Source organism: Haloterrigena gelatinilytica (assembly GCF_013342145.1).
Taxonomy (GTDB): domain Archaea; phylum Halobacteriota; class Halobacteria; order Halobacteriales; family Natrialbaceae; genus Haloterrigena; species Haloterrigena gelatinilytica.
Map to the genome: position 1 here is coordinate 548,590 of NZ_JABUQZ010000001.1, position 25,448 is coordinate 574,037.

At 65.8% G+C, this 25,448-nt stretch carries 27 protein-coding genes; 9 read left to right on the top strand and 18 right to left on the bottom strand.

All coding sequences use genetic code 11. The annotated features are described in order from the left end of the window. Positions 1–2: 2 nt before the first annotated feature. The 5 genes from HTZ84_RS02695 to HTZ84_RS02715 form a co-directional block, all read right to left on the bottom strand. Positions 3–1,142, bottom strand: a complete 1,140-nt coding sequence (locus HTZ84_RS02695) for an ABC transporter ATP-binding protein (protein ID WP_174679274.1) — start codon at positions 1,140–1,142, stop codon at positions 3–5. A gap of 10 nt (positions 1,143–1,152) precedes the next feature. Next, positions 1,153–2,292 (bottom strand): ABC transporter substrate-binding protein, encoded by a 1,140-nt coding sequence (locus HTZ84_RS02700; RefSeq protein ID WP_174679275.1) that lies wholly within the window; start codon positions 2,290–2,292, stop codon positions 1,153–1,155. Positions 2,293–2,449: 157 nt separating this feature from the next. Next, positions 2,450–2,752 (bottom strand): hypothetical protein, encoded by a 303-nt coding sequence (locus tag HTZ84_RS02705; protein WP_174679276.1) that lies wholly within the window; start codon positions 2,750–2,752, stop codon positions 2,450–2,452. Then, complete coding sequence (locus HTZ84_RS02710) at positions 2,753–4,258, bottom strand: TrkH family potassium uptake protein (RefSeq protein WP_174679277.1); 1,506 nt, start codon at positions 4,256–4,258, stop codon at positions 2,753–2,755. 319 nt (positions 4,259–4,577) lie between these two features. Beyond that, positions 4,578–5,399 carry an endonuclease III domain-containing protein gene (locus HTZ84_RS02715; RefSeq protein WP_174679278.1) on the bottom strand — a complete coding sequence of 274 codons (822 nt, stop codon included), beginning with the start codon at positions 5,397–5,399 and terminating at the stop codon, positions 4,578–4,580. Between the two features lie 346 nt (positions 5,400–5,745). Here HTZ84_RS02715 and HTZ84_RS02720 point away from each other — a divergent pair, with 346 nt between their 5' ends. Continuing rightward, a complete protein-coding gene (locus tag HTZ84_RS02720) occupies positions 5,746–6,573 on the top strand; it encodes an endonuclease/exonuclease/phosphatase family protein (protein ID WP_309138816.1) in 828 nt (275 codons plus the stop codon). A gap of 59 nt (positions 6,574–6,632) precedes the next feature. On the opposite strand, the gene HTZ84_RS02725 is transcribed toward HTZ84_RS02720, so the two are convergent. The 4 genes from HTZ84_RS02725 to HTZ84_RS02735 form a co-directional block, all read right to left on the bottom strand. Further along, a complete protein-coding gene (locus HTZ84_RS02725; RefSeq protein WP_174679280.1) occupies positions 6,633–7,046 on the bottom strand; it encodes a DUF371 domain-containing protein in 414 nt (137 codons plus the stop codon). An 81-nt stretch (positions 7,047–7,127) separates the two neighbouring features. Continuing rightward, a complete protein-coding gene (locus HTZ84_RS02730; RefSeq protein WP_174679281.1) occupies positions 7,128–8,471 on the bottom strand; it encodes an alkaline phosphatase family protein in 1,344 nt (447 codons plus the stop codon). Between the two features lie 177 nt (positions 8,472–8,648). Beyond that, positions 8,649–8,780: a hypothetical protein gene (locus HTZ84_RS22995; protein WP_256402102.1), complete on the bottom strand. Its 132-nt coding sequence runs from the start codon at positions 8,778–8,780 to the stop codon at positions 8,649–8,651. A 156-nt stretch (positions 8,781–8,936) separates the two neighbouring features. After that, positions 8,937–9,467: an inorganic diphosphatase gene (locus tag HTZ84_RS02735; RefSeq protein ID WP_008894506.1), complete on the bottom strand. Its 531-nt coding sequence runs from the start codon at positions 9,465–9,467 to the stop codon at positions 8,937–8,939. A 204-nt stretch (positions 9,468–9,671) separates the two neighbouring features. Here HTZ84_RS02735 and HTZ84_RS02740 point away from each other — a divergent pair, with 204 nt between their 5' ends. Next, on the top strand, positions 9,672–10,031 hold the full coding sequence (locus HTZ84_RS02740; RefSeq protein WP_008894507.1) for a PadR family transcriptional regulator: 360 nt from the start codon (positions 9,672–9,674) through the stop codon (positions 10,029–10,031). A gap of 39 nt (positions 10,032–10,070) precedes the next feature. On the opposite strand, the gene HTZ84_RS02745 is transcribed toward HTZ84_RS02740, so the two are convergent. Together HTZ84_RS02745 and rnhA are read right to left on the bottom strand one after the other, a co-directional pair. Continuing rightward, positions 10,071–10,709, bottom strand: coding sequence for a DUF7108 family protein (locus HTZ84_RS02745; RefSeq protein ID WP_174679282.1), 639 nt, complete (start codon positions 10,707–10,709; stop codon positions 10,071–10,073). A gap of 67 nt (positions 10,710–10,776) precedes the next feature. After that, positions 10,777–11,370 carry a ribonuclease HI gene (rnhA, locus tag HTZ84_RS02750; RefSeq protein ID WP_174679283.1) on the bottom strand — a complete coding sequence of 198 codons (594 nt, stop codon included), beginning with the start codon at positions 11,368–11,370 and terminating at the stop codon, positions 10,777–10,779. A gap of 162 nt (positions 11,371–11,532) precedes the next feature. Here rnhA and HTZ84_RS02755 point away from each other — a divergent pair, with 162 nt between their 5' ends. Continuing rightward, positions 11,533–12,495, top strand: a complete 963-nt coding sequence (locus HTZ84_RS02755; protein WP_006108914.1) for a transcription initiation factor IIB — start codon at positions 11,533–11,535, stop codon at positions 12,493–12,495. Between the two features lie 72 nt (positions 12,496–12,567). On the opposite strand, the gene HTZ84_RS02760 is transcribed toward HTZ84_RS02755, so the two are convergent. The 4 genes from HTZ84_RS02760 to HTZ84_RS02775 all read right to left on the bottom strand — a co-directional run bounded on the left by HTZ84_RS02760 (position 12,568) and on the right by HTZ84_RS02775 (position 15,773). Then, positions 12,568–13,146 (bottom strand): DUF4399 domain-containing protein, encoded by a 579-nt coding sequence (locus HTZ84_RS02760; protein WP_174679284.1) that lies wholly within the window; start codon positions 13,144–13,146, stop codon positions 12,568–12,570. Positions 13,147–13,448: 302 nt separating this feature from the next. Next, entirely contained in the window at positions 13,449–13,745 is a 297-nt protein-coding gene (locus tag HTZ84_RS02765; RefSeq protein WP_174679285.1) for a hypothetical protein, read from the bottom strand. Positions 13,746–14,028: 283 nt separating this feature from the next. Then, a complete protein-coding gene (gene gfcR / locus HTZ84_RS02770) occupies positions 14,029–14,679 on the bottom strand; it encodes a transcriptional regulator GfcR (RefSeq protein ID WP_174679286.1) in 651 nt (216 codons plus the stop codon). Beyond that, positions 14,676–15,773 carry a glucose 1-dehydrogenase gene (locus HTZ84_RS02775; RefSeq protein WP_174679287.1) on the bottom strand — a complete coding sequence of 366 codons (1,098 nt, stop codon included), beginning with the start codon at positions 15,771–15,773 and terminating at the stop codon, positions 14,676–14,678. Before HTZ84_RS02775 ends, gfcR begins: the two co-directional genes overlap by 4 nt. 125 nt (positions 15,774–15,898) lie before the next feature. Between HTZ84_RS02775 and HTZ84_RS02780 the strand changes: the two genes are divergently transcribed. The 3 genes from HTZ84_RS02780 to HTZ84_RS02790 all read left to right on the top strand — a co-directional run bounded on the left by HTZ84_RS02780 (position 15,899) and on the right by HTZ84_RS02790 (position 19,233). After that, positions 15,899–17,170, top strand: a complete 1,272-nt coding sequence (locus tag HTZ84_RS02780) for an HAD family hydrolase (protein ID WP_174679288.1) — start codon at positions 15,899–15,901, stop codon at positions 17,168–17,170. A 336-nt stretch (positions 17,171–17,506) separates the two neighbouring features. Next, entirely contained in the window at positions 17,507–18,184 is a 678-nt protein-coding gene (locus HTZ84_RS02785) for a helix-turn-helix domain-containing protein (protein WP_174679289.1), read from the top strand. 137 nt (positions 18,185–18,321) lie between these two features. Beyond that, complete coding sequence (locus tag HTZ84_RS02790) at positions 18,322–19,233, top strand: dihydrodipicolinate synthase family protein (protein ID WP_174679290.1); 912 nt, start codon at positions 18,322–18,324, stop codon at positions 19,231–19,233. A gap of 69 nt (positions 19,234–19,302) precedes the next feature. Here HTZ84_RS02790 and HTZ84_RS02795 read toward each other — a convergent pair whose 3' ends face one another. Next, positions 19,303–20,445 carry a twin-arginine translocation signal domain-containing protein gene (locus HTZ84_RS02795; RefSeq protein ID WP_174679291.1) on the bottom strand — a complete coding sequence of 381 codons (1,143 nt, stop codon included), beginning with the start codon at positions 20,443–20,445 and terminating at the stop codon, positions 19,303–19,305. 573 nt (positions 20,446–21,018) lie between these two features. Next, on the bottom strand, positions 21,019–22,104 hold the full coding sequence (locus HTZ84_RS02800) for a twin-arginine translocation signal domain-containing protein (protein ID WP_174679292.1): 1,086 nt from the start codon (positions 22,102–22,104) through the stop codon (positions 21,019–21,021). Positions 22,105–22,254: 150 nt separating this feature from the next. Between HTZ84_RS02800 and HTZ84_RS02805 the strand changes: the two genes are divergently transcribed. The 3 genes from HTZ84_RS02805 to HTZ84_RS02815 all read left to right on the top strand — a co-directional run bounded on the left by HTZ84_RS02805 (position 22,255) and on the right by HTZ84_RS02815 (position 25,112). Continuing rightward, positions 22,255–23,436, top strand: coding sequence for an acyl-CoA dehydrogenase family protein (locus tag HTZ84_RS02805; protein ID WP_174679293.1), 1,182 nt, complete (start codon positions 22,255–22,257; stop codon positions 23,434–23,436). Between the two features lie 84 nt (positions 23,437–23,520). Beyond that, positions 23,521–24,516: a restriction endonuclease gene (locus HTZ84_RS02810; RefSeq protein WP_174679294.1), complete on the top strand. Its 996-nt coding sequence runs from the start codon at positions 23,521–23,523 to the stop codon at positions 24,514–24,516. Positions 24,517–24,572: 56 nt separating this feature from the next. After that, positions 24,573–25,112, top strand: a complete 540-nt coding sequence (locus HTZ84_RS02815) for an HAD family hydrolase (RefSeq protein ID WP_174679295.1) — start codon at positions 24,573–24,575, stop codon at positions 25,110–25,112. Positions 25,113–25,122: 10 nt separating this feature from the next. On the opposite strand, the gene HTZ84_RS02820 is transcribed toward HTZ84_RS02815, so the two are convergent. After that, positions 25,123–25,356 (bottom strand): DUF5822 domain-containing protein, encoded by a 234-nt coding sequence (locus HTZ84_RS02820; RefSeq protein WP_174679296.1) that lies wholly within the window; start codon positions 25,354–25,356, stop codon positions 25,123–25,125. Between the last annotated feature and the right edge of the window lie 92 nt (positions 25,357–25,448).

A 25,448-nucleotide genomic window follows, 5' to 3' on the forward strand; every position in this document is an offset into this window, starting at 1 on the left:
CGTTACAGATCGACCCTCGAGCCGTCGTCGCGGAACGCGAGGACGTCCGCGCCGTCCCAGCTGATCCGGATCTCGTCGCCGGCTTCGAACTCGCCCGCGTCCGAGACGGTGCGTTCGGCGAACACCGACGTCCCCTCGATTCCGACGGAGTAGCGAACCGTCGAGCCGCGGTAGAGCACGCTCTCGACGGTCCCGACGACGGAGTTCGTCGTGCTCCCGTCGGTTCGAACGGGCCGAGCGGTCTCGTCGGACTCGAGCCCCGAATCCGCCGACTCGATCGAGAGGGCCTCCGGTCGAAGCGACAGGGACACCGCATCGCCCGCAGCGAGCGCGTCGGGATTCGCCGTCGGCACGACGACCTCCCGGCCCAGTTCCGTTTCGACGCGGACGGCGTCCGGGGAGGTCCGGTCGACCGTCCCCTCGACGAAGTTCGTATCACCGAGGAAGCCCTCGATAAAGCGGTTCTTCGGGTTCTGATAGACCTCGTTCGGCTCGCCGACCTGGACGAGATTTCCGTCGGCCATGATGCCGATCCGATCGGCGAGCGTGAAGGCCTCGTCCTGGTCGTGGGTGACGTGGACGAACGTCTCCTCGAGTTCCGCGTGAATCTCCCGGAGTTCGATCTGCATGTCCTCGCTGAGCCGCTTGTCGAGGTTCGACAGCGGCTCGTCGAGCAGCAACACGTCGGGGTTGACCGCCAGCGAGCGCGCGAGCGCGACCCGCTGTTTCTGCCCGCCGCTCAGGTTCATCGGGTCGTCGTCGGCGTGGTCGGCCATTCGAACGCGCTCGAGCATCTCTCGGGCCCGTTCGCGGCGTTCCTCCTTGCCGACGCCCTGCATCTTCAGTCCGAAGGCGACGTTCTCGAGGACCGTCTTGTGGGGGAACAGCGCCCAGTCCTGGAACACCGTCGCAGTGGTGCGTTCGTAGGCGGGCCGGTCGGTCACGTCCTCGCCGTCGATGCGGATCTCGCCGTCGGTCGGCGTCTCGAGGCCGGCGAGCATCCGCAGCGTCGTGGACTTGCCGCTGCCGCTGGGCCCGAGCAGACACAGCAGTTCGCCGTCGTCAATCGTCACCGAGACGTCTTCGACGGCGAGTTCGGTTCCGTACCGTTTCTCGAGTCCGTCAAGCGTAATTTCAGACATGGTGTGGTCGTCAGGAATTCCGCATCGCGGAGAACTCGTCGGAGAGGTCGCCGCTGTGTTCGGCGAGGAACTCCCAGTCGGGGAAGGCGATGTTCGACGCCTCCTCGCTGTCGCTCGGCAGATCGTCCGCGAGGTCGCCGGCGTACTCGGTGTTCTCGTTACAGAACAGGGTCGGCATCTCCTCGGACCACGCCGTCTGGACCTCCGCGTCCATGAGGAAGTTGATGAACTCCTCGGCCCGGTCGCGTTTGTCGGTGCCCTTGACGACACACCAGTGGTTCAGGTAGCCGGTCGTCTGCTCCGGCATCGTGTGAGTCAGCCCCTCGTAGTCGTCGATGTCGTACGCCGTCTGCTCGTAGTACCACTGGGCGACGTCGATGATGTCGTCCTGGAAGGCCTGCCAGACGTCCTGTCCGGACTCCGCCCAGCTCTCGATCGGCCAGTTCCGGACGGTCTCGAGGACGTCGTCGTGGTGGTCGGCGTCGTGCATCTCCTCGCCGAGTTCCGCGTCGTCCATCCCGACGGCGGCGGCGTACATCGGGTACCACCAGAAGCCGGTGTCGACGCCGACGCCGTTGCTCTCCGCGACGGCCGAGCCGGAGAGGTCGCTCCACGATTCGATCTCCGACTCCATCTCCTCGCGGTGGATGATGGTACAGGGGGCGCCGTCGACCGGCATCCCGTACTCCGTGGTTCGAAAGTCCGCGTAGTAATCGATGAGTTCGTCGGCGTTGGGGACGTTCTCCGTCCTGATCTCGTGGAAGAGATCGTCCTGTCTGCCGTAGTAGTAGAAGTTCCCTTCCGTGATGGTGACGTCGTAGGGCGGATCGTCGTCCGCCGCCGTCTGAATGTCGGTGAGGATGTCGCCCCAACCGGGTTCGATCTGAATCTCCGCGTCGAACTCGTCCTCGTATCTCGGGACGACCGCTTCTTCGAATCGGTCGGCGTAGTTCCCGCTCCAGACGCTGACGCGAAGCGGATCGCCGCTCCCGCTCGAGAGCAGTTCGGTACAGCCGGCGAGGGCGGTCGCCGACCCGACCGCTGTCGCAGACAGCAGGCGGCGACGTGAGACAGAAGAACCCGCGGCGTCAGTCACTGATTCACTCGTACTTTCGCTCGTCTCTGCAACCCGATCAGGGTCTGCAGCCATTGGTACCCCGGTCATCGCTGATGCCGACATAAAGTCGTTGTGGACTCGGTGGAACGTTTCAAATAGCTACCAGTTTCGGCTGCGACCGGTTCGATAGCGAGTCGTTCGTCGCCGCTCACACGTCGGTAGTCGGGCGGAGTCGAAGTCGTGCTCGCGGTCAACCGTCGCCATCGTCGCCACTCCCGTTGTCCCCATCGGTATCGGTCCCGTCGGCGGCTTCGTCGCCGCTATCGTCCGCGTCGGCGTTCGATTCGTCGGCACCCTTCCAGACACGAATCCGATACCCGACGTAGCCGGGAATCAACAGGAGGTAGATGGCGACGGCGGCCATTGTCATCGTCGACCGACCCAGGACGGCGACCGCTACCCACAACGTGACGCCGAGCCCCAGCAGGACCTCGAACGACAGGTTCGACGCCTCCTCGAACGGCGCCTCGAGGAACGGCTCGAGATCGACCACTCAGCTCACCTCCTCGTACAGGAGCTGGCCCGTAACGAGCACGGGGACGATCTCGAGGCGGCCGATCCACATCGCAAACACGAGCGTGACCTTGAGCGAGGCGGGTATCGTTGCGTCGACGATGCCGGCGCTCAGGCCGACGTTGCTCTGGACGCTGGCGACTTCGAAGAGGACGTTCGCGGTCGCGTACCCGTTCGGGAGGACGAGCAGGGCGACGAGGCTCGTCACGAACAGCAGACCGAACCAGAGCACGGCGATAATCGCGGCGGTGTCGAACGCCGCCGACGCGCCGCCGGCGGTATCGGCCGTCGACTCGGACGGGTCGTAGACGTCCATCCCGTGTTCCGGCGCATCGAGCAGGAGCCGGCGAACGCGAACGATCTTGACGCCACCCGCGGTCGAGCCGGCCGCACCGCCGACGATCATCGAGAGCGTAACGGCTAACAATCCCGGCGCGGCCCACGAGCCGCCGAGTCCGGTATCCGTCTGGAACCCGGTACAGGTCAGCCCCGAAACGAGCTGGAACGTGCCGTAACGGACCGACGCGGCGGCGGTCGGGTACGAGACCGTGGCGAGCAGAACGCCGACGGTGAGGGCCGTTCCGACCGCCAGCGCGCCGAACAGCCACGTCGTCTGGGCGTCCCCCCAGATCCTGTCGAGGTCGCCGCGAAAGAGGAAGAAGAGGAGGCTGAAGGAGACGGCGCCAACGGTCATGACGGGCAGCAGGGCCGCCTCGAGTACCGGATCGCCGTACGATTCGATGCTCGAGGCGGTGATCGTGAAGCCGCCGGTCGTGACGCCGGTCATCGCGTGGTTGAGCGCCGCCCAGGGTGTCATGCCGACCAGCCACAGCCAGCAGGCGCTCGCGACGGTCAGCAGGGCGAGCAGCCACCACAGCGCCGCGGCAGTGCCGGCGGTCGTCGACCGGATCGACTCCGTCGGGGCCATATTGCCGTGGACCGCCGAGAACGAGTCGCTCTCCTCGCTGCTGACGAACGCCGCCGCGAGGACGACGACGCCGATGCCGCCGACCCACTGAATCAGCGAGCGCCACCACTGCAGACTCCGCGGCAGTTGGCCGGGGTCGGACGCCATGCTAAATCCCGTCCCCGTGACGCCGCTCATTCCTTCGAAGACCGCATCGACCGGCGCGAGAAAGGTCGCGAGCGAGACCGTCATCTCCGGTGCGGCCAGCATCGGCGGCTGGAGGCGAACCGTCCAGGCGACCAGCAACAGCGGCAGCGCGCTCAGGAGGCCGGCGACGAACCAGCCGACGGAGACGGTGATCACTCCCGCCGACATGCCGTCGACTTCGTCGGGCGCGTCGAAGACGGCCTCGAGACCGCGGCCGAGACCGGCGGCCACCACCGCGGTGAGCAGAAACGCTGGAATCGCGTAGAACTCGCGCCAGCCGACCGCGACGACGATCGAGAGCGCCGGCAGGAAGGCGTAGACCTTGACGAGCGTCCCGAAGTCGTAGAGCGCGCGACGAAGTGTTTCGTCCATCGTGGGAGACTGCAGGATGAAATCGCTCGGCAGTACGCTGAGAGCGAGAAAAAGAATTCGACCGGGATACGCAGGCGATGCGTCGAGGCGACGCGCCGCCGGCCGGTCAGTCGTCCGTCTCCGCGGGACGGTCCCCTTCCCGGCCGCTTTCGTGGACGAGCCGAACGGCCTCGGGATAGCCGACCCACTCGAGCGGCGACGGGCTCCGATACTCCGTTCCCTGACCGTAGGGAACCGGGAGTCGTAGGCCTTATACTCGCGATGAAAACCCGAATTCGGGGCGAGTAGCGATCCGGACGCGGGCCGCGGACGCTTCGACTCAGTCGCTCGCTTCGGGGGCGTCGGCCGGATCGACGACCTCGCCCGTCGCGGGGTAGACGCCCACCTGCTCGCACAGATCGGCCATCGGGCAGGCGTCGGGATCCTCGAGGCAGGCCGGCTTGCGCGCCGTGCAGTACTCGCGGCCGAACTGGATCGTCGCGGTGTGGCCGAATCCGCACTTGGCGGCGGGCACCTCGCGCTCGAGCACCGCGCGAACGCCCTCGTGGTCGGCGTCGGCCGGCGCGATGCCCGTGCGGCGGTAGATCCGGTGGACGTGGGTGTCGACGGGGAAGACGCCGCCGCGACCGCCCGCGAACAGCAGGACGCAGTCGGCGGTCTTCGGGCCGACGCCGCGAACCGAGAGGAGCGTCTCCCGGACCGCGGCGGGCTCCTCGTCCCTGACGAACGCGTCGAACGCCGCGGCGGAGCCGAACTCCTCGAGGACCCACTCGGCGGTCCTGATCAGCACCTCCGATTTTTGGTTGTAGAGGCCCGCGGAGCTGATCGTCTCCGCGAGGCGCGACTGTTCAGCGTCTGCGAGCGACTCGGCGAGGTCGACATCGGGACCGTCATACCTGTCGATCAGCGCGTCGTGGGCCGGCTGGCTCGCCTTGTCGCTGGTGTTCTGGCTCAGGATCGTGCGGACGAGGCACGTGAAGGCGTCCTGGCCGCCGTACGTTTTCTGCCAGTACAGTTCTCCGAGTCGGTCGACGACTTCCTCCGCTCGGGTGTCGGCCGTCGCCGGGTCGAACTCGGCCGCGGCGCCGCCGCCCTCGACGCCGCCGCTGATGTTGACGGCGGGTTCGTCGTCGTCGCTCATACGCGTCGATAGGTCCCGGTGATACGTGTGGATACCGATCTCGATCGGAGTCGAACCCCTGTTCGCGATTCGTTTCGGTATCGAAACCCCGTGAATATCCATCTCCACGGGGGATACCCTATCGGTATATTTTATAATATATCGGAATTATAAAACATATTATTTTGATGTCCCGCCGATTCGAGTGATGTTCGACGAGTACCAACGGCGAACGGTCGTTCGCGGAATCGGCGGTGCAGCGATCGGATCGGTTCTCGGCTCGGGGGCTGCTTCGGCGGCTGACGACTCGACCGAAGCGACAGCTGACGGACGGCGTCGATTTGGATTTTCGAGACGGTCTACAACGATCAGGGCCTGTTCGTTCAACGTTCGGTACGATAACCCGTCCGACGAGCACTCGTGGGACGAGCGTTTGGGTCGGGTCACTGAGACCGTCACCGAGGCCGAGCCCGATCTCCTCGGCGTTCAGGAGGCGCTCGCGAACCAGTACGACGACCTCCGGAACCGACTCGAGGCGTACGAATGGTACGGTGTCGGTCGGGACGACGGCGACCGCGAGGGCGAAATGGTCCCCGTCGCGTGGCGAGCGGATCGGTTCGAGATGCTCGACCGGGGCGCATTCTGGCTCTCGGAGACGCCGGCGGAACCGAGCGTCGGCTGGGACGCAGACCTACCGCGCGTGACGACGTGGGCGAGCCTGCGCCACCGCGAGAGCGGCCGCCGGATCTGGTTCTGCAACACCCACTTCTCTCACGTGAGCGAGACAGCGCGCGCCGAGTCGGCGCGACTCATCCTCGAGCGAGCGCGTGAGCGGGCGGCCGACGGAATGGACGTCGTCGCGATGGGCGACTTCAACGCGAAGCCGAGTCGTAACCCGTATCGGATCATGACCGGACTGAACGACGACGAGACGTCGCCACTCGTCGATCCCCGTCGCGAGGCCGATACGGCAACCGTCGCCGGCCCGTGGGGGACGTACCACGGCTTCACGAACCGGGTCGGCGATCGAATCGACTACGTCTTCACGGGGGACACCGCGACCGTAAACTGGTATCGGACGCTGCCGATTCTCGAGGACGCCTATCGGTCCGACCACTTGCCCGTGCTCACCGAACTCGAGTACGGGCCGCGATGGGGGTCCGGCCGGAAGCGCCGGACTGGCCGTCGGGATTAGGCCCGGTCACACGATTGAAGCGGTGACGATGGGACGTCCAGTTTCAGTTATTAAAGAAATCACTCGACGCTGATCGTCACCGTTACCTCGGCGCCGTCGGCCAGCGCCTCGACGAGGTCCCGATCGAACCCCTCGGCCGCGAACGCCGCGCCGTTCATGATCGTCCGGTCGTCGACGTAGTCGCTCGTCCGTCCGACTGCGCTGCGCTCGTTAGTGAACTCGAGGTCGGGATCGCCGCGCCCCTCGACGGTCTCCGTATAGCCGCCTGCGTCGATCGTGAACGCGATCGTGGCCTCGCGGTCCCGGCAGGCCTCGACGAACTCGGGATCGAAGTCAGCGGGCGCACGGTCGGCCTCAACGGCGAGGATGCAGTCCCCGGCGGGAGTGAGGTAGTCGTCGGTCGTTACCTCGAACGTGCTCGCGTGCTCCGCGGAGACGTTCTCGTGACCGCTGGCGCGGATGACTTCTTCCATGCCCGTCGGTTCGTTGCCGGGCGGAAAACGGCCTCGAATTGGGTTCGGGACGCGGACGGACTCGAGCGCGACGCCGCGGGCCTAGAGCAGGCTCGCGCCGTCGAACTCGCCGCGGCCGTAGTCGACCTCGAGCAGGTCGAGAATGGTCGGCGTGATGTCGAAGAGGTCGGCGTCGCCGATCGTGGCTTCGGGCGTGTCGATGTACAGCGACGTGTTGTCGAAGCTGTGCATGCCGTTTCGCGGGCCGCTCGTGAAGATGTCCGAATCGGCCTTGAACCCGGACTTGAGGTCGAAGCCCTTGTTCGGGATCGCGACCAGGTCCGGCGCGATGTCGTCGTGGTCGCCGCGGAAGGCTTCCTCCTTCTCGACGACGCGCTCGACGACCTTGTTGCCGTCGGGGCCCTCGAGCGCTTCCAGATCGGCCTTGAGCTGGTCGCGGACCTCGTCGTACTCGTCCTCGGGGACGGAGCCGCGCGGTTCCCGACCCTCGAGGTTGATGTAGAACCGACCCGGAATGAACGAGTAGGCCTTGGTGTCGTCGGCGATGTCGCCGAGTTCCTCGGGGTCGTCGGTCTTGAAGGAGAGCCAGCCCTCCTCTCGGAGCCACTCGTTGAAGTGGACCTCGTAGTCGAGGCTGGTGAAGCCGTGGTCGGAGGCGACGATCATGGTGACGTCATCGGGCAGCGCGTCGCGGAGCCGACCGATGTAGTCGTCGACCTTCCGATAGAAGTCGATGAACTCGTCCTTGTACTCGCCGTCGCGCTCGTAGTCCTTAAAGAGGAAGTGGTTGACCCGGTCGGTCGTCATGAAGACGCCGAAGAAGAGGTCCCAGTCGTCCTCCTCGATGTAGTGTTTGAAGGCCTCGAAGCGCGCGTCGACCGTCGCGTGGGCGTCCTCGATGAACTCCGATTTGTCCTCCTGGTGGCCGAGTTTCGGGTTGACGTCGATCCGGTAGTCCAGCGTCTCGAGGTAGTCGCGGACGTCGTCGGGGTAGGCCGCCTTCTCCAGCCCCGGCGAGAGGAATCCGGAGACCATCCGCTGGACGTTGCGCTGGGGCGGGAAGGTGACGGGGACGTTCAGCACCGTCGCCTTGCGGCCGTCCTCCTGGACGCGGTCCCAGACGCGGTCGGCCTGGACCTCCCGTCCCATCGGGACGTAGGTGTCGTAGGTGCCGACCTCGCGGTCCTGAAAGCCGTAAACGCCGGTCTCGCCGGGGTTGACCCCGGTCGTCAGCGACGGCCAGCAGGCGCTGGACTCGGGCGGAACGATGCTCGAGATCTCACCGGCCGTCCCTTCGTCGGCGATCGCGGCGAAGTTCGGGAACAGTTCTTCGTTCTCCGAGAGGAGACTATACGGCACGCCGTCGACCCCAATAAACGCGACACGGGGGGCGTCGTCGCCCCGCAGTCGATCGAACAGACCCATGGGCGTGGGTAGTTCGACCGCATACAAGAACCTTCGTTTCGAGACACTGTGTTGAGAACAACTGACACTAGTTCACGTGGGACCGTACGGCACCGATGGCGGGACGGCTCAGAGCCCGACAGCGATGCAATGACCGCTCGAACGACTGACTCGAGGCCTGCGACGGGGGCAGCGGGCTTACTCGTCCTCGTCGCCCTCGGCCGGATCGAAGTTCTCGGGAACGACCGTCAGGTGGGCCATACCGACGCCGGACTCGGGGACGTCGGCGTCGTCGTCGGACGTTCGCGCGGAGGGGTTGGTGGCTGCCATGACGAATAGACGTACCGCTGCGAGGGGGATAAAATTACCCATGCTCATAATGCATGAGCCGCGCGGACGAACATAACTCGCGCGAATCCGGTAACGACCGCTGGCGGAACCGTCGTCGGCGGCGCGAAAAAACGACGTGGCGAGCCGCGGGAGCGACTAGAAGTTCTCCTCGTAGAGCTCCTGTGCGTGTTCGATCGCGTCGTAGGCGGCCTGCTTGTCCTCCCAGCCCTGCGTCTCGACTTCCTTGCCTTCCTCCAAGTTCTTGTAGGTCGCGAAGAACTCGTCGATCTCGTCGAGTTGCTGCTGGGGGATGTCGTCGAGATCTTCGATGTGGTCGTAGCGCGGATCCTCGCTGGGGACCGCGATGACCTTGTCGTCCTGCTCGCCGTCGTCGTCCATCTTCATCAGCGCGACGGGACGGGCTTCGATGACGCAGCCGGGGAACGTCTGATCCTCGACGAGGACGAGCACGTCGAAGGGGTCCTCGTCGTCGTAGTAGGACTGCGGGATGAAACCGTAGTCGCTCGGATAGTGGACGTTGCTGTGGAGCACGCGGTCGAGGACGACGCCCGGGATGTCCTTCTCGTACTCGTACTTGTTTCGCTCGCCCTTGAGACACTCCACGACGGCGTAGATCTCTTCTGGCGGATTCGGTCCGGTCTCGAGGTCTTCCCAGAGGTTGACCATGTACCGGAGACTCCATCGGTGGATCAAAAAGTACTTTCGTAATCGAGTGTCACATTGTAGACGACGGTTGCCAGATACACGACATGAGATCCGGACAAGACCCACCAGTGTCCGGCGGTCGCAGAGCCGATCGGCTAGCCGCCGGTCGCGCATACGAGGGATTAGTTGACAAGTCTTAAATAGTCTGGTGACATTTGCACAAGTATGTCAGAGGCACAATCAATCACCGGCGAACAGAGTATTGCACGCGAACTCACCGCGTTCCAGACCAACATCCTCACGATCCTGGCCAAAGAGCCGATGTACGGCCTGGCGATCAAGCGCGAACTCGAGGACTACTACGGAACGGAAGTAAACCACGGGCGTCTCTACCCGAACCTCGACGAACTCGTCGACCTCGGGCTGGTCGAGAAGAGCGAACTCGACAAGCGAACCAACCAGTACTCGCTGACCGACGACGGCTACGACGCCGTCCTCGACGGCGTCCAGTGGTCGCTCTCGAAGATCGTCACCGACGACGAGCGCGCCGACGAGATCCGCGACATCGTCGAGAACAGCTACTAACGCACGCGGCTGCGATTCCACCAGAACCACTCGTTGCGGTTATCGGCCCCGGCGGTCGGGGACCGAACGATCGGCCGTCTCGGAGATCAGCTCGATCGATTCCGCGATCGCGTCCCGCTGTTCGGCGGACGGCCACGCATTTCTCACGAAGTACTCGGTACGGAACTCCCGGAGCTCCGCGTCCGTGAGCTCCGCGATCGGCTTCGCGTAGTGGTTGCTCGCGAAATCGGCGAGCGTCGCGGCGTTGTCGCCGTGGACGTCGCCGTGGTTCTCGCGGACGCGCTCGACGAGCTCCCGGTTGCGCGCCGCGACGTCGTTCCAGTCGTCCGGATCGCCCGTCCCTTCGAGGGGGATCTCGACCGCGCGCGAGAGGTCGGCGATCCGGTCGGTCCGGATGACGCCCCGTTCACTGTCGTGCCACTCCGCGGGATGGAGGACGAGGGTGTCGCCGCCGTCGTCGTCGCGAACCCGGGCGGTGAAATCGTACTCGGAGAGAAGCGTCGCGCGCCGCTCCCTGCGCGCTTCGGCCTCGTTCTCGTCGGGCGTCTCGCGCGCGATCCGCGTGAGCCGTTCGGCCTCGTCGACGACGTCTGCAGGAAGTTCCGTGGTCTCGAGGTCGCCGGCTCCGTCGTCGGAGTCGGCGCCGGTTTCGGCGAGCGATTCGTTCGAGTCGGTCATACCGAACCGTACGGCCTCGAGGACTTTTTCCCTTGCCGGTCCGCGCCGGCCGGACGGGAGGTCCGGCTCAGGCCGCGTCCAGCGCCTCGTTCACGAGCCCGTCCGCGCGGTCGTTGACCTCGCGCGGGACGTACTCGAGGGTCCATTCGTCGAACGCGCCGAGCAGTTCGTGGACGGTGACGCGCTTCTCGCGGAGCTCGGGGTTGTTGGTGTCGTACTCGCCGCGGACCTGCTTGACGATCAGTTCGGAGTCGCCGCGGACGTGGACCTCGTCGTAGCCGTAGTCGCGAGCGGCCTCGAGGCCGGCGATCAGCGCCTCGTACTCGGCCTGATTGTTGGTCGCCGTTCCGATCGTCTCGCCGTCCTCGGCGACGATCCCGTCGCCGGTGACGATCACCCAGCCGATCGCGGCCGGGCCGGGGTTCCCGCGCGAGCCGCCGTCGAAGTAGACGTGCGCGCGCCCGCCGCCCTCGCGCAACAGCGCCTCGAGGTCCCGCGGGTTCGATCCCTGGATGACGACCTTCTCGTCGTAGGCGACGGCCGTCGCGGAGCCGCGGCTCGCCCGCCAACGCTCGTGATCCGTGTTTCCGGACTCGACCGACACCCCTGCTTCCTCGAGTCGTGCTCGAGCCGTCTCGACGTCGCACTCGATGACCGGCATTCGTTGCCGATATCCGCCGGAATCGGATAAAGTCTTTCCGGTATCAAATCGTAAACCCCGCTTCTGAAGCGCTGTAGTTCCCGATATCGTCCGATATTCCTCAGTGGCGGAAAACACCGACCAAGGATTTATATGCGATGGTGATACTACTATAAAAGTGCGATGACACGGTCCACCCGCCAGCGGGAGCGAACGCGTGAGACGGACGAGACCGAGGATCAGGAAGGGGTACGCGCTTGCCCCGAGTGTGAATCGGACAATCTCGTAAAGGACTCCGACCGGGGTGAGCTCATCTGTGAAGACTGTGGGCTCGTCGTGGAGGAGGAAAAAATTGACCCCGGCCCGGAGTGGCGGGCGTTCAATCATCAGGAGCGACAGGAGAAGTCCCGCGTCGGCGCGCCGACGACCCAGACGATGCACGACAAGGGACTGACGACGACCATCGACTGGAAGGACAAAGACGCCTACGGTCGCTCCATCTCCTCGAAGAAGCGCAGTCAGATGCACCGACTGCGCAAGTGGCAGGAACGCATCCGTACCAAAGACGCCGGGGAGCGGAATCTGCAGTTCGCGCTCAGCGAGATCGACCGGATGGCCTCCGCGCTCGGGGTCCCTCGGTCCGTCCGCGAGGTCGCCTCAGTCATCTATCGCCGCGCGCTGAAGGAAGACCTCATCCGTGGCCGCTCGATCGAAGGCGTGGCCACCTCCGCGCTGTACGCCGCCTGTCGGAAGGAAGGCATCCCGCGCTCCCTCGAGGAAATCTCGGAAGTCTCTCGCGTCGAACGCAAAGAGATCGGTCGCACGTATCGGTACATCTCGCAGGAACTCGGTCTCGAGATGCGCCCCGTCGACCCGAAAAAGTACGTCCCCCGCTTCTGTTCCGAACTCGAACTCTCCGAGGAAGTCCAGACCAAGGCCAACGAGATCATCGAGAAGACCGCCGAGGAAGGGCTCCTCTCGGGCAAGTCGCCCACCGGCTACGCGGCCGCCGCGATCTACGCCGCCTCGCTGCTCTGTAACGAGAAGAAGACCCAGCGAGAGGTCGCCGACGTCGCGCAGGTCACGGAAGTGACCATCCGGAACCGGTACCAAGAACAGATCGAAGCGATGGGAATCCACGGCTAACTCGTCCACGACTGCTCCGTCTTTTTATCGACGCTACCCGTCACCAGCGACTGCACAACGCTCCGAAGGCGATTACTCGTCGCTGGAGTTGCTCTCGCCGTCGGATTCGTTTCCGCTGCCGTCTTCGCTTTCGTTTCCGCTCTCCCCGCCGTCGCCCTCGGTGACCGTGATCGAGATCTCGTCGGTCATGTCGTAGGCGTTGTGCTGGGCGTCACCGGCCTGGGCACAGAGCTCGTGCTCCCCCGGCTCGAGTTCGAGTTCGGTCTCGAGTTCGCCCTCCGAGAGGTGGTAAAAGCCGTCTTCCTGGGGAATCACGTACTCCGGTTCGACGCAGCCCTCGTCGACGATCACGTGGAGGTGTCCGGCCCCGTTCTCGGCCGTCGTATCCTCGCCGACCGGCTGCAGTTCGAAGTTCTCGACCTCCATTTCGATTCCGACGGGGCTCGAGACCTCGGCGCCGTCTTCCGGTTGGACGAACGCGAGCTCGCCCTCCGGATCCGAGTAGTTGACGTTCTCGACGGGTTCGTCGTCGGTCTCGTTCTCTTCGGGTCCTTCGTCTTCGTTTGAGTCGCCGCCGCAGCCGGCGACGGCGGTGATTCCGGCCACAGCGCTTGCGGTGAGGTACTGGCGTCGCGTCGGTGTTCGTGTCATGGGAAATCGGTAACTCGGCGGTGGGTGATCGAATCCGGTCGATCGGCGCGTTCCTGGCGCCCGCTCGACGACGGACCGCGGCCGGGCCGGCGAGCGCGCCGTCGACTCACGGAGACGGCAATCTGTACCCAATCTGGCGGCTTCACGGCGAAAAACCCACGCCCTGCGTTCGCTACGGAGCCAGCCCGTCCCGGCGCTCGAGGGGAACACGCCCCGTCCCGAGCCGAGCGCAACCGGTATCCCGCGGGGAAGTCCGTGCGCGGTGCGATCTCGATTCGGGACGGAGACGCGCCTCGACGGCGTTATTCGCCGCCGCCGTTCGTTTCGTTTTCTTCGGAGTCGTTGCCGTCGCTCTCGTTGCCGTCAGTCTCGTTCGTTTCGTTGTCCTCGGTCTCGTTGGTCGCGAAACCGTTCTCCTCCTCGCTCTCGTTTTCTTCCGGCGTCTCCGATTCGTTGTCTTCCGGCGCCGCCGGTTCTTCCTCCGGTCCCTCCTGGTCTTCGCCGTTGCCGCCGCCACCATCGCCACAGCCGGCCAGCGCCGCGAGACCGACTGCGCCGCTCAGTGCGATCACTCGTCTGCGAGTAGGTTGGGTCGTCATTGTGGCCTCGCTAGATTGCCGGCGAGTGAGAGTCAAGAGAATGTGGAGCCTAGCCGCGAGGCGCTGATACCAACGCGTGTTTACGCGGCCGGGATCGAGGCGCGACCGACGAGCCGGTATCGACCGACCGAGACGACGGGGACGCGCGACCGAGGCGACCGGCTCGGGCGAAATCCGGCGCCCGACTCGGCGACATCGAATCGGAAAACGAACCGTTACTGACCCGGCGGTCGCTCCCGTGTCCGAGTCGCGACGGCGCGACGACCGCGACCGGTCGGTTCGCTCACTCCTCCTTGCCGACGCTGATGACCTGCAACAGCGAGTAGACGGGGACGCCCTCGAGTTCCTCGACGCCCTGCTTGTCCGCGAGGACCACGCAGGCCAGCGGCTCGCCGCCCTCCGCGCGGATGGCCTCGATGGTCTCGCGCATCGTCGTGCCGCTGGTGATCGTGTCGTCGACGATGTAGCACTCGCGGTCGCGGATGCCCGCGAAGTTCCGGCTGAACGTACCGCCTAACTCATCGATGTCGCCCTCCTCCCACTGGTGTTTCGCGGGAGTGTACGTTCCCAGGTCGGTCTCGAGTTCCCGGGCGACCAGCGTCGCGATGGGGCCGCCGGCCTTCTCGATGCCGATCGTCAGGTCGACGTCCTCGCCGTGTTTGGCGAGCATGTCGGCCATCGCCTCCGCGATCGCGCCCATGCGTTTGCTGTCCCGGCCGATGGCCGACCAATCGACGTGGATGTCTTGGGGGCCGCTGGGGCTCGCGGCGCCGTTCTGCGGTCGGTCGCTGGGCTGTGTCGTCGCGTCGCTGCGCTCGACGAGCCAGCTCGCCGTCTCCCGGGAGACGTTCAGTTCGTCCGCGATCTCTCCCTTCGAGAGGCCCCGGGCTGCGAGCTCGGCCGCGCTCTCGATGAGGTCGTCGACGTTTTTCATATATTACTGAATTCGACGGCCGTTTTTATAGTCGTGTCGTCGTCGGCAGTCGCGTCGTCGGTCGGGTCCGAAAACGCCCGTTCGTACTCCTCGAGGCCGTAGACGCCGCTCACGACGTCTTCGATGACCCACGACGGCAGGCCGGCCAGCGTATCGATGGCCGACGCGAAGTGGTCGCGGTTCGAGTTGACGCTGCCGACGACGGCCTTGTTGTGCAGGACCATCTCGCGGTGGAGGCGGCCGCCGTCGACCTCGAAGCTCCAGTCGCCGGGGACGCCCAGCAGGGCGGCGACGCCGTTGGGCGCGAGCGCCTCGATCGACTCGAACGCGTGTTTCGCGTAGCCGGTGGCCTCGTAGACGACGTCCATCGGCTCGTAGACCTCGGGAATCTCCGGGACCGACGTCTCGCGGGAGTCGATGTAAGTCACGTCGAGTTCGTCGAGGATGGCGATCGACGGGTGGGGTCGGTCGCGCCGGCCCAGACAGTAGACCCGGTCGTATCCCATCGTCGTCCGGAACATCGCCGCCGTCAACAGGCCTAACGAACCGTTACCGAGGACGAGCACGGACTCGGGCTGCCAGTCGAACGCCGACCGCGCCGCGGCGGCGTGTTCGATGGCCTTCTCGGTGATGCTGATCGGCTCGACGAGGAAGCCGACCGGCGCGAGGTCGGCGGAGATGGGTACGAGGCAGTCGGCGGGGCTCGTGAAGTATTCGGCCATGAAGCCGTGGGCGCCGACGATTCCGCGCTCGACGTACGCGCCCTCGGGCGCCATGTCGGGCTCGCCGCGCTCGAAGTAGACGTTCGTCTCGACATCCGGCGGCGGTCGTCGCACCGTCGGGACGACGTACTGGCCCTCCTCGAGGTCGGTGCCGTTGGGATCTTCGACGACGCCGACGGCCTCGTGACCGAGGACGAGGCGGTCGTCGCCGTCGGGGACGCCGCCGTGACCGCCGGCGATGACCTCGTCGTCGGTGCCGTCGACGCCGACGCGGAGCGTCCGAACGAGCGCTTCGCCGGGGGCTGGTTCGGGAACGGGTAAGTCGATCAACGACGGCGTCCCCGCCCCGGGCTCGACTGCGATAGCCTTCATGTGAACTGCCTACGCACCGCAGAACTAAGTATTTATTCCTATTCGAGTAAAAACACAGCGCTCCCGCTCGCGCGTCGTCGCCGGCACTGAAAACGATTATCCGGCTGCTCCTGTCAGTAGCTCTCATGGAACGATACGATCTCGTCTATCGGCTCTACGACGAGTACGACACGGACCGGCTGCGGGAGTACCAGGCGTTCGTCGACGTCTTCCCGGCGATCGACTCCCGCGTCGCACTCGAGCACTGGCAGAGCGCCAACGAGGAACTCGAGCGGCGGAAAGACGAGATCCGCGGCGACTTCGCGGCCGGCGAGACGTTCGCGGAGGTCGCCGCCCGCGCCGACCGCGATCAGGCCTTCACCGCGCTGGACCTCGAGGCGAAGTACGGTCGCGCGGTCAACGTCCTCGTGTTGGACGTCGACGAGACGTTGCGCTCTGCGGGGGGAACGGACAACGAGATCCCCCGCGACACGCTCCACGTCCTGACGGAGTTCCACGAGGCGGGCGTTCCGATCGTCATCTGTACCGGCCAGACCTTAGAGAACGTCAAGGGCTTTGCCATCCAGGGGCTGGGCAGCGAGATCGTCCACTCGGGGAACCTCTCGATCGTCTACGAGGCCGGGACGGGCGTGTTCACGCCGGGCCACGGCGCCGACACGAAGCAACTGCTCTACGAGGAGTTAGACGCCGAGATCCGGGACGTCTTCGACGACGTTCGCGCGCGGGTGCTTCCCGAGGCCCCCGAGGACCTCCGGCGGGGCTGTCACCTGCAGGGCAACGAGTTCAACGTCACGATGAAGCCCAACTACGAGACCGGCTCCGCGAAGGCCCGGGAGACCATCGACGCGGCGCTGGTCTACCTGATCGACCTGCTGGCCGACGCCGTCGGCACCGCCCTCGAGGCGTCGCGCGACGACGGAGAGATCGAGCTCGCGGGCGAGACGGTCACCGACTGGACGCGGGCCTTCTACGCCGATCAGGACCCCGAGATCAGGAGCGTCCTCGAGAGCGAGGGCGGCTATCCCGACCTCGATGGCGACGCCGTCCCCGAGCCGCTGACTGACGTCCTCGACCGGATCGACGTCGCCTACTACGAGGCCGACGCGGCCGAGATCGGCAGCCTCGAGTTGAACAAGGTCGTCGGCGTCGAACGCGCGCTGGACGTGTTGGGCGTCGACGATCCGTTCTCGCTCGTGATGGGCGACTCGAAGAGCGACCTGCGCGTGATGAAGTGGGCCGACGAACACGACGCGGGGATCGCCGCCGCACCCGAACACGCCTCCCAGGACACCTTAGAGCACGTCCTCGAGACCGACGAACTCGTCTTCGATCGCGGGAAGAGCGTGGACGTCCTGCGGACGGTGTACGCGATGAACAGACTGGCGCGACTCGACTGAGCGAGCCCGCCCTCGAGTCGCCCGCGATCCGATCCGCTCGGCTCGAACTGACTATCATGGAACGCTGACCGTTATCGGCAGTGAGAGGCTGTCTTAAACGGCTGGAAGACAAAAGCCTGCTCATCAACCAGACGGGAGCGCTATCGAGTGGTAGCACGATCCGAGCGGGTGTGGCGCCGACGAGCACGCCGGCATCGCCGAGTGCCGACAGGCGCTCTCGCCACCCCTGACGTGGATCGGCGAGACAATTATGAGACGATTCGGGTCCCCACGCACGTACGACAGCGGCATCGTTCATCGACCGGACTCGAGCTCTACCAACGAGGTGATCGACCGATGACGACGATCGCAGAGCTCACGCTTTCGACCGACGAGTTCGCGCTCGCCGAGACGTTACAGCGACTGCCGGAGATGGAGGTCCGCGTCGAAAGCGTCGTCGCCGAGGGCCCGGTACGGACGATGCCTCTCGTCTGGTTCTCGAACGTCGATCCCGACGCGATCGACGAGGCCCTCGCGGCAGATCCCACCGTCGCCGACTACCAGCAACTCCTCGAGAACACCGACGACGACGAGTGGTTCTACCGCCTCCAGTACGGCGAGGACGTCGGCTCCGTCTGTTGTGCGGTCTACTCCAACGGCGGTACGCTACTCGACGCGCAGGTCAGCGAGGGCCAGTGGACGCTCCGACTGCTCTTCCCCGAGCGCGAGGAGCTCTCCGACGCCGTCTCGGCCATCGAGGAACAGGGGGCTCGCGTCGACGTCCGCCGGATGGTCGAAGCCGGCCAGGACGAGGACCTCGAGACGACCGCGGCGCTGACCGAGCCCCAGCAGGAGGCGATCGCCGAAGCCTACCGCCAGGGCTACTACGACGTCCCGCGGGAGATTTCGCTCGAGGAACTGGCCAACGAACTCGATATCTCTCACCAGGCGTTGTCCGAGCGGCTCCGTCGGGCCAACCGCGTGCTCGCCAGCGAGCAACTCGACGAGCCGACCGGCGAACTCGCGACCGAGTAGCGGTCCGGCCGAATCGGCGTGCAAGTCGCACCGAAGGGCGTCGGAACGCGGGATCGGTGTGGCTCGCCGGACGCGTTCCGTCGATCTACCGTGCCGTAAGGCTGTCTTTTATGGCCGTTCACGGCGGACGAACGGCCATGTCACACCACGAACCCGGAGCCGACGACCCGCTGGATCTCCACGGCGTCGTCCCGCCGACGGTCACCGCGTTCCACGAGGACGAATCGGTCGACTACGAGACGACGGCCGAACACGCCCGCTTCGTCGTCGACCGGGGCGTCCACGGCGTCTTCCCGCTGGGAACCAACGGCGAGTTCCCGCTGCTGACCGGCGAGGAACGACGGGGCGTCGTCGAGGCCGTCGTCGACGAAGTCGGCGGCGAGGTGCCCGTCATCGCCGGCGTCGGCGCGCCGAGTACCTACGAGACCATCGCTCACGCCGAACACGCCGAATCCGTCGGCGCCGACGGCATCGTCGTCGTCACGCCCTACTACTATCCGGTCGACCACGAGGCCGCGCTCACCCACTACCGGCGCGTCGCCGAGGCCGTCTCCCTGCCGGTCTACGTCTACCACATCCCCAGCAAGACCGGCAACGAACTCGCCCTCGAGACGCTCGACGAACTCGCCGAGATCGACAACCTCGCGGGCGTCAAGGATTCGAGCAAGAACGTCCCCTGGCTCGCCCAGGCGATCGACGCCCACCCCGACCTGACTTTCCTCGCGGGGTCGGACTCGCTGCTGTTTACTGGGCTGGAGATCGGCTGTTCCGGTCTCGTCAGCGCCGTCGCGAACGTCTTCCCGGAACTCGTCGTCGACGTCTACGAGGCCTACGACGACGGCGACGAGGAGCGCGCCCGCGAACTGCAGAGCCGGGTGTTCGACGTCCGCGACGCGTTCAAACACGGCGGCGGGTACATGTCCGGCGTCAAGACGGCGCTCCGGGCCCGCGAGTTCGACGCCGGCCCGCTCCGGAGTCCCCTCCGGCTGAAAGACGAGAACTCGGCCGCCGAAATGCGCGAAACGCTCGCTGACCTCGACGTGCTGTAACGCCGGGACGGTCTGACCCGAACGGACGGGGAGTGCTCGAGCGAGCTCGCCGCCAAATGATCGAGTTCGCTATCGGTCGGAGAAGGACTCCGCCCGCGCACGAACGTCGCCGGTGAGGACCAGCGCGCGGCCCTCCTCGCTGATCGAGTACTCCTCGAGCGTATCCCAGTTCTCGCCGTAGTCGCGGTTAGCCTCGACGTGCTCGAGGAGCGCGTCGCTGTCCGCGTCGCCTTCGGTTTCGTACAGGAAGACCTGGTGGAGTTCGATGGTGTCGCCGTCGAGGCTCCGGGAGCGCGTCTTGCCGACGAGTCCGGACTCCCAGTCCTCGATCTGCTCCTCGTAGGTCTGTTCGATCTCCTCGCGGTCCTCGTCGTCGAGGTTGTCGCGTTCCTCTTCGTCGTAATCCCGCTCGAGTTTGGCCTCGACGGTCTCGGGCCGGTGGATCTCGCCGAACGCGTAGTCGCCCTCGTCGTACTCCGCGAGGAGTTCCGCGCCGTGGTCGTCGTCCGTCCAGAGATTCGTTTCGTTCTCGCGGGCGGCGATCGCTTCCTCGACGACGGCGACCGCGTCCACGGGGTAGCTTCCCTCGGCCTGAATCAGGAGGTCCTCGCTGACGCCGAACGCGTAGCCCTCGACCTCGTAGAGCTCGAATCCGGGTTCGGAGCCGGCGCTCTCGAAGGCCTGCTCGTCGCTCTCGTCGTCGTAGTTGTCCCCGTACTGATCGTCGGCCCACTTCTCGAGGTTGTCTTTGACGGTCCCCGTCTCGAACTCGCCGACGACCATCTGGACGTCGACGGTTGCGGTTCGGCGCCGGTAAGAGTTGCTCAGCTCGTAGTACCACTCGGCCTCCTGCTCGAGGGCCCAGTCGCTGTCCAGCGCGGCGACGCCGGCTCGTCCCCGGAGGTCGGATGCTCTGCCGAGCGGAACGTCCGTGCCGAGGTCGTCCACGTTATCGTAGATCCCTTCGGGAACCACGTGCCGGAACGCCATGTACTCCCGTTCCGACTCCTCGAGTTCGTTGTCGTCCCCGACCTCGTCCCCGTCGAGGATCGCGTCGAACGACGGCTCGAAGAGGTAGCTGTTTAGTTCCACGTCGTCGCCGCCGAGAAACGGAAGACTGCTCGTACAGCCGGCGAGACCGGCGAGACCGACCGTCGCGGCGGTTGCACTGCTAGTACGGATGAAGTTCCGTCGGGAAAGCTCGTCAGACATTATCCACCCAGTGACAGTAACGCCAGATAATATCTTCGGTTTTCTTGTATTTACATTCGAATGACTTCTGATAACTTCATTGGAGAACCGGCCGTAATCAGCCGCAGACGGCGGCAACGGTCCCTGTGACTCGAGTGTACCCCTGAACACGGTAGCGGAGAAACCGAACAGTCGCCGTTTCGTGGGTTTCGTTGCCACGCTCCCGGTGTAATCGAGTAGCAGAGTCACCCGTTCGCACGGCGGCTACGAGTCGTTTCGAGACGATGTGGACACTGGCCGGCCCGGTCGGCACACGGCGGTTGGCGCGGGTGCCGCTGAGGACGCCCTCCCCGCTTCGGTTTTCGTCACCGCTAGCGACGGCGAACGATATATCGAAAAGGGATAACGTGAAGCCATCCGTCGAGAGGTTGATACGACGAGCGGATCGCTATCCGGATTCACGATGCCACCGGCATCGGCGGTGGGATCGGACGCGTCGACCGCGATTCCGACGCGGTCAGTGGTCTCGAGCGCGACCGAACGTGACCGAACGCGACGCCTGACTGGCGGCGATCGACGACGTGCCAGCCGCGGTTACAGGATCGACTGCGTCTGAACCGTGCCGGTGAGGACCAGCGCGCGGCCCTCCTCGCTGATCGAGTACTCCTCGAGGGTATCCCAGCTCTCGTCGTAGTCGCGGTTGGCCTCGACGTGCTCGAGGAGCGCGTCGCTGTCCGCGTCGCTTTCGCTCTCGTACAGGAAGACCTGGGTGATATCGCTGGTGTCGCCGTCGAACGTCCACGAACTCCCGTTTCCGACGAGCCCGTACTCCCAGTCGTCGATGTCGTCTTCGATCGCTTCGCGCTCCTCCTCGTCGGCCTGGTCGGGATCGTCGTATCGGTCTTCCAGTTCGGTCTCGACCGTTTCCGGCCGTTGGAGCCCGCCGATTCCGAAGTCGCCCCAGTCGAACTCCGCCAGCAGTTCCTCGCCGTCGTCGTCTTCGGTCCAGCGACCCGTTTCGTTCTCGCGGGCGTCGATCGCCGCTTCGACGACGGCGACCGCGTCCACGGGGTGGTTCGCCTCGACCTGAATCAGGTGTTCCTCGCTGACGCCGAACGCGTAGCCCTCGACCTCGTAGAGTTCGAAGCCGGGTTGGGAGCCGGCGCTCTCGAGCACCTCCTCGTCCTCGGTGTTCTCGTACTGATCGTCGGCCCACTTCTCGAGGTTGTCCACGACGGTTCCGGTATCGAACTCGCCGGCGACGATCTCGGCGGAGACGTCCGCGGTTCCGGACCCCGACGTGCTCAGTTCGTACTCCCACTCGACGCTCTGCCGGAGGGCCCAGTCGGTGTCCACCGCTGCCGCGCCGCTTCGCCCGCGGACACTCGATCCGATGGAGATGAACACGTGCGTCTCGAGTTCGTCTTCGTTCTCGTAGACCGCCTCCGGATCGATGGAAACGAACGATCGGTCTTTCGTTACGAGATCTTCGACCTCGGCGTCGTCGTTGTCGAGAACGTCGTCGAATGACGGAGTGAAAACCCAGTCGGAGAGGTCCGCACCATCGCTCCCGAGAAACGGAAGACTGCTCGTACAGCCGGCGAGGCCGGCGAGACCGACCGTCGCGGCGGTTGCACTGCTACTGCGAATGAAGGTTCGCCGGGAAAGTTCGTCAGACATTATCCAGCCAGTGACAGTAACGTCAGATAATATCTTCGGTTAGAATGTATATGTTGCGACATACTTTCCGACGCACCGTGCCGGGAATTTTCGGCGGCGGTCTCTCGGGCGATGTGAGCGCCTTTGTGCCCTGCCGTCGTAGGGCGGCGTATGGAACGGACCGACGAGCGAGCGGCGATCAGGGACGTCGTCCGCGAGTTCGCCACCGAGGAGATCCGACCCGTCGCGGCGGACGCCGACGAGAGCCAGTCGTTCCCCGAGGAGATCTGGGACGGCCTCGCCGAACTGGATCTGACGGCGTTGACCGTCCCCGAGGAGTACGGCGGCTACGACGCCGATCCGATCACCGCCGCCATCGTCAACGAGGAGGTCGCCTACGGCGCCCTGGCGGTGGCGACGGCGCTGTCGGTCCACTCGCTGGCGACCTCATGTATCGCGGAGTTCGGCAACGACGAACAACGGGAGCGCTGGCTACCCGAGATGGCCGAGGGACGCCCGGTCGGCGCGTTCGCGCTCTCGGAACCCCACGCGGGGTCGAACCCGGCCGAGATGTCGACCGAGGCCAGACGAGACTCCGCCGAGGAAACCTCGGCCGATCCTCGGGAAGCCGAAGCGTCTCGAGACGGCGACGAGTACGTCATTAACGGCGAGAAACAGTGGATTACGAACGGGCAACGCGCCGGCGTCTACATCCTCTTCGCGAAGACCGACCGCGACGACCCCGACTCGGTCACGCAGTTTCTGGTCCCCGGCGACGTCGACGGCCTCACCGTCGGCGAGAAGGAGGACAAACTCGGCCTCCGCGCGAGCGACACCACGAGTCTGACCTTCGACGACGTCCGGATCCCGGCGGAAAACCGGCTCACCGAGGAGGGTCGGGGCCTCTCCGCCGCCTTCCACATCCTCACCGGCGGGCGAATCGCCATCGCCGCCCAATCGGTCGGCCTCGCGCAGGCGGCCCTCGACGAGGCGCTGGCCTACAGCCAGGAGCGCGAGCAGTTCGGCGACCCGATCGCGGAGATCCAGTCGATCCGACACAAACTCGCCGAGATGGCCACCCGAACGAAGGCCGCGCGCCTGCTGACCCGCCACGCCGCACGGACGCGCCACGAAACCGACGGCACGGGCGCGCTCGAGGCCAGCATGGCCAAGTACTTCGCGAGCGAGACGGCGATGTTCGTCACGAACGAGGCCGTCCAGATCCACGGCGGCTACGGCTACGTCACCGAAGGCGAGGTCGAGCGCCTCTACCGCGACGCCAAGATCACCGAGATCTACGAGGGGACCACGGAGATCCAGAAGACCGTGATCGCTCGAGAGCTACTCGAGTGAGCCAATCCGAGACCGGGACGGAGGACGGACTGCACTACGGGCGAGACGTGGCCTTCTTTCACCTTCGGCGACGATTGCGGACGAATGCCCACTCGCAAGCGAGCGGAAGCGGCGCTCGAACGCGCCGCGGACGGGGAACGAACGCGCGAACTCCTCGAAGAACTGGAGGAATCGGCCGACGCGGTCGACGACGACGAACTACACCAACGGCTCACGCTGGCCGTCTACAGGTTCCTCGAGGACGAGCCGGCGCTGTTCGTCGACGATCCGGCGGCGTTCTTCCGCGAACTGCGCACGTCGGACGGGTTCGCGGAGGGAACGCTGATCACGTTCAGCGCGGTCGCCGAGGAGCCACCCGAGGCCTTCGCGGGTCACGTCGACGACCTGCTCGCCTTGCTGACCAGCGGAAACGACCTCAAACGAGGGCTGTCCATTCGCTGTCTCTACCACCTCGCCGTCCGGGCGCCGTACGCGATCGGCGGCGCGACCCACGCGTTCCGGGCCTGCCTCGACGATCCGAACGCGCGGATTCGGGGAACGGCGTGTCTCGCGCTCGGGACCCTCGAGTCGAACGACGCTCGAGACGCGCTCGAGGACCGACTCCGCGACGAGTCCGAATACGTCCGCGAGGCGGCCGCGTGGGCGACGGCGCGACTCGAGGAGGATGCCCCCGCCTCGGAGCCGACCGGCTCGTGGGAGCGAACCCATTTCGAATCGCTCGACCCCCTCCAGTTCGAGTCCCTCGTCGCCGACCTCTGGGACGCGATGGGGTATCGAACGGAGGAGACCGGAGCGGGGCCGGACGGCGGGATCGACGTCGTCGCCGCGACCGACACGGAACGGATCGCCATCCAGGTTAAGCGATATCTCGAGACGTCGGCGACGGGACCCGAAACGCAGCAGGTCGCCGGACAGACCGCACGCGACGAGTTCGACCGCGCGGTTCTCGTCACGAGTTCCGGATTCACGACTCCCGCCGAGCGGTTCGCCGACGACGCGACCGGCGTCGAACTCATCGACGGGCGCAGCCTCTGCGATCTCCTCGACGTGAACGGCCTCGAGTCGGAATCGTATCGGTAGCTTCGCCGTGGATCGACGGCGAACAGTATATTCCCTTCCCGGTCGTATCAGCACGCGTGACAGCCTACGACGCCGTCGTCTACGATCTCGATGGAACGCTCGCCGATCTCGACGTCGACTGGGACGCCGTCGCCGCCGACGTCCTCGAGGTCTACGAAGCCGCGGATATCGAGCCGCCGAGCCGAGAGCTGTGGGAGCTGCTCGACGCCGCGAGCGACGTCGGCCTCGGCCCCGAGGTCGAGTCGACGATCGCCGCTCACGAGCGCACGGGCGCCGAGACGGCTCCGCGACTGGCCCACGCGGACGAACTCCTCGAGCGGGCGGTCCCCGTCGGGGTCTGTTCGCTGAACTGCGAGGCGGCCTGCCGGATCGCCCTCGAGGAACACGATCTCGCCGAGGCGGTCGACGCGGTGGTCGGCCGGGACACGGTCGCGACCCGGAAGCCGAATCCGGAACCGCTGCTCGAGGCGGTCGGCGAACTCGGCGCCGAGCCCGGTCAGGCGCTGTTCGTGGGCGATTCGGACCGGGATCGGCTGACCGCCGAGCGGGCGGGCGTCGCCTTCGAGTTCGTCGGCGACGGCCCCTCGGGCGTCTGAGTGGTCAGGCCTAGGCCTGGTTGCGCTTCGCGTACGCGAAAACGATGAGAGCGGTACAGAACCAGATCGGCGCGCCGACGCGGACCGCGAACTCCGCGCGGGCGCCCCAAGACGACAGGTCGGCGTTTACGGAGAGAAAGGCGACGATCGGCGCGCCGATGACGATCGTGACGACGAAGGTGACCTGCATCACCCAGCCGTAGTCGACTCCCTCCGGATTCGTCGTTTCGACGCGTTCTGGCACGGCAGACAGTGGCGGCCCGTCCCTCTTAATAACCGCGTATTCGGCTCCGCCACGGTCGCTGACCGCTGACAGCGACGCGACCCGCCGGAGCG

Bases quoted from the DNA above. Each gene is read 5' to 3' on its own strand.
- HTZ84_RS02805 (WP_174679293.1), top strand. From the start codon at position 22,255: ATGGAACGGACCGACGAGCGAGCGGCGATCAGGGACGTCGTCCGCGAG.
- HTZ84_RS02755 (WP_006108914.1), top strand. From the start codon at position 11,533: ATGACACGGTCCACCCGCCAGCGGGAGCGAACGCGTGAGACGGACGAG.
- HTZ84_RS02760 (WP_174679284.1), bottom strand. From the start codon at position 13,146: ATGACACGAACACCGACGCGACGCCAGTACCTCACCGCAAGCGCTGTG.
- HTZ84_RS02765 (WP_174679285.1), bottom strand. From the start codon at position 13,745: ATGACGACCCAACCTACTCGCAGACGAGTGATCGCACTGAGCGGCGCA.
- HTZ84_RS02790 (WP_174679290.1), top strand. From the start codon at position 18,322: ATGTCACACCACGAACCCGGAGCCGACGACCCGCTGGATCTCCACGGC.
- HTZ84_RS02730 (WP_174679281.1), bottom strand. From the start codon at position 8,471: ATGGGTCTGTTCGATCGACTGCGGGGCGACGACGCCCCCCGTGTCGCG.
- HTZ84_RS02715 (WP_174679278.1), bottom strand. From the start codon at position 5,399: ATGAGCGACGACGACGAACCCGCCGTCAACATCAGCGGCGGCGTCGAG.
- HTZ84_RS02800 (WP_174679292.1), bottom strand. From the start codon at position 22,104: ATGTCTGACGAACTTTCCCGGCGAACCTTCATTCGCAGTAGCAGTGCA.
- HTZ84_RS02700 (WP_174679275.1), bottom strand. From the start codon at position 2,292: ATGGCTGCAGACCCTGATCGGGTTGCAGAGACGAGCGAAAGTACGAGT.
- HTZ84_RS02785 (WP_174679289.1), top strand. From the start codon at position 17,507: ATGACGACGATCGCAGAGCTCACGCTTTCGACCGACGAGTTCGCGCTC.
- rnhA (WP_174679283.1), bottom strand. From the start codon at position 11,370: ATGCCGGTCATCGAGTGCGACGTCGAGACGGCTCGAGCACGACTCGAG.
- HTZ84_RS02745 (WP_174679282.1), bottom strand. From the start codon at position 10,709: ATGACCGACTCGAACGAATCGCTCGCCGAAACCGGCGCCGACTCCGAC.
- HTZ84_RS02695 (WP_174679274.1), bottom strand. From the start codon at position 1,142: ATGTCTGAAATTACGCTTGACGGACTCGAGAAACGGTACGGAACCGAA.
- HTZ84_RS02740 (WP_008894507.1), top strand. From the start codon at position 9,672: ATGTCAGAGGCACAATCAATCACCGGCGAACAGAGTATTGCACGCGAA.
- HTZ84_RS02735 (WP_008894506.1), bottom strand. From the start codon at position 9,467: ATGGTCAACCTCTGGGAAGACCTCGAGACCGGACCGAATCCGCCAGAA.
- HTZ84_RS02780 (WP_174679288.1), top strand. From the start codon at position 15,899: ATGGAACGATACGATCTCGTCTATCGGCTCTACGACGAGTACGACACG.
- HTZ84_RS02775 (WP_174679287.1), bottom strand. From the start codon at position 15,773: ATGAAGGCTATCGCAGTCGAGCCCGGGGCGGGGACGCCGTCGTTGATC.
- HTZ84_RS02795 (WP_174679291.1), bottom strand. From the start codon at position 20,445: ATGTCTGACGAGCTTTCCCGACGGAACTTCATCCGTACTAGCAGTGCA.
- HTZ84_RS02725 (WP_174679280.1), bottom strand. From the start codon at position 7,046: ATGGAAGAAGTCATCCGCGCCAGCGGTCACGAGAACGTCTCCGCGGAG.
- HTZ84_RS22995 (WP_256402102.1), bottom strand. From the start codon at position 8,780: ATGGCAGCCACCAACCCCTCCGCGCGAACGTCCGACGACGACGCCGAC.
- gfcR (WP_174679286.1), bottom strand. From the start codon at position 14,679: ATGAAAAACGTCGACGACCTCATCGAGAGCGCGGCCGAGCTCGCAGCC.
- HTZ84_RS02810 (WP_174679294.1), top strand. From the start codon at position 23,521: ATGCCCACTCGCAAGCGAGCGGAAGCGGCGCTCGAACGCGCCGCGGAC.
- HTZ84_RS02710 (WP_174679277.1), bottom strand. From the start codon at position 4,258: ATGGACGAAACACTTCGTCGCGCGCTCTACGACTTCGGGACGCTCGTC.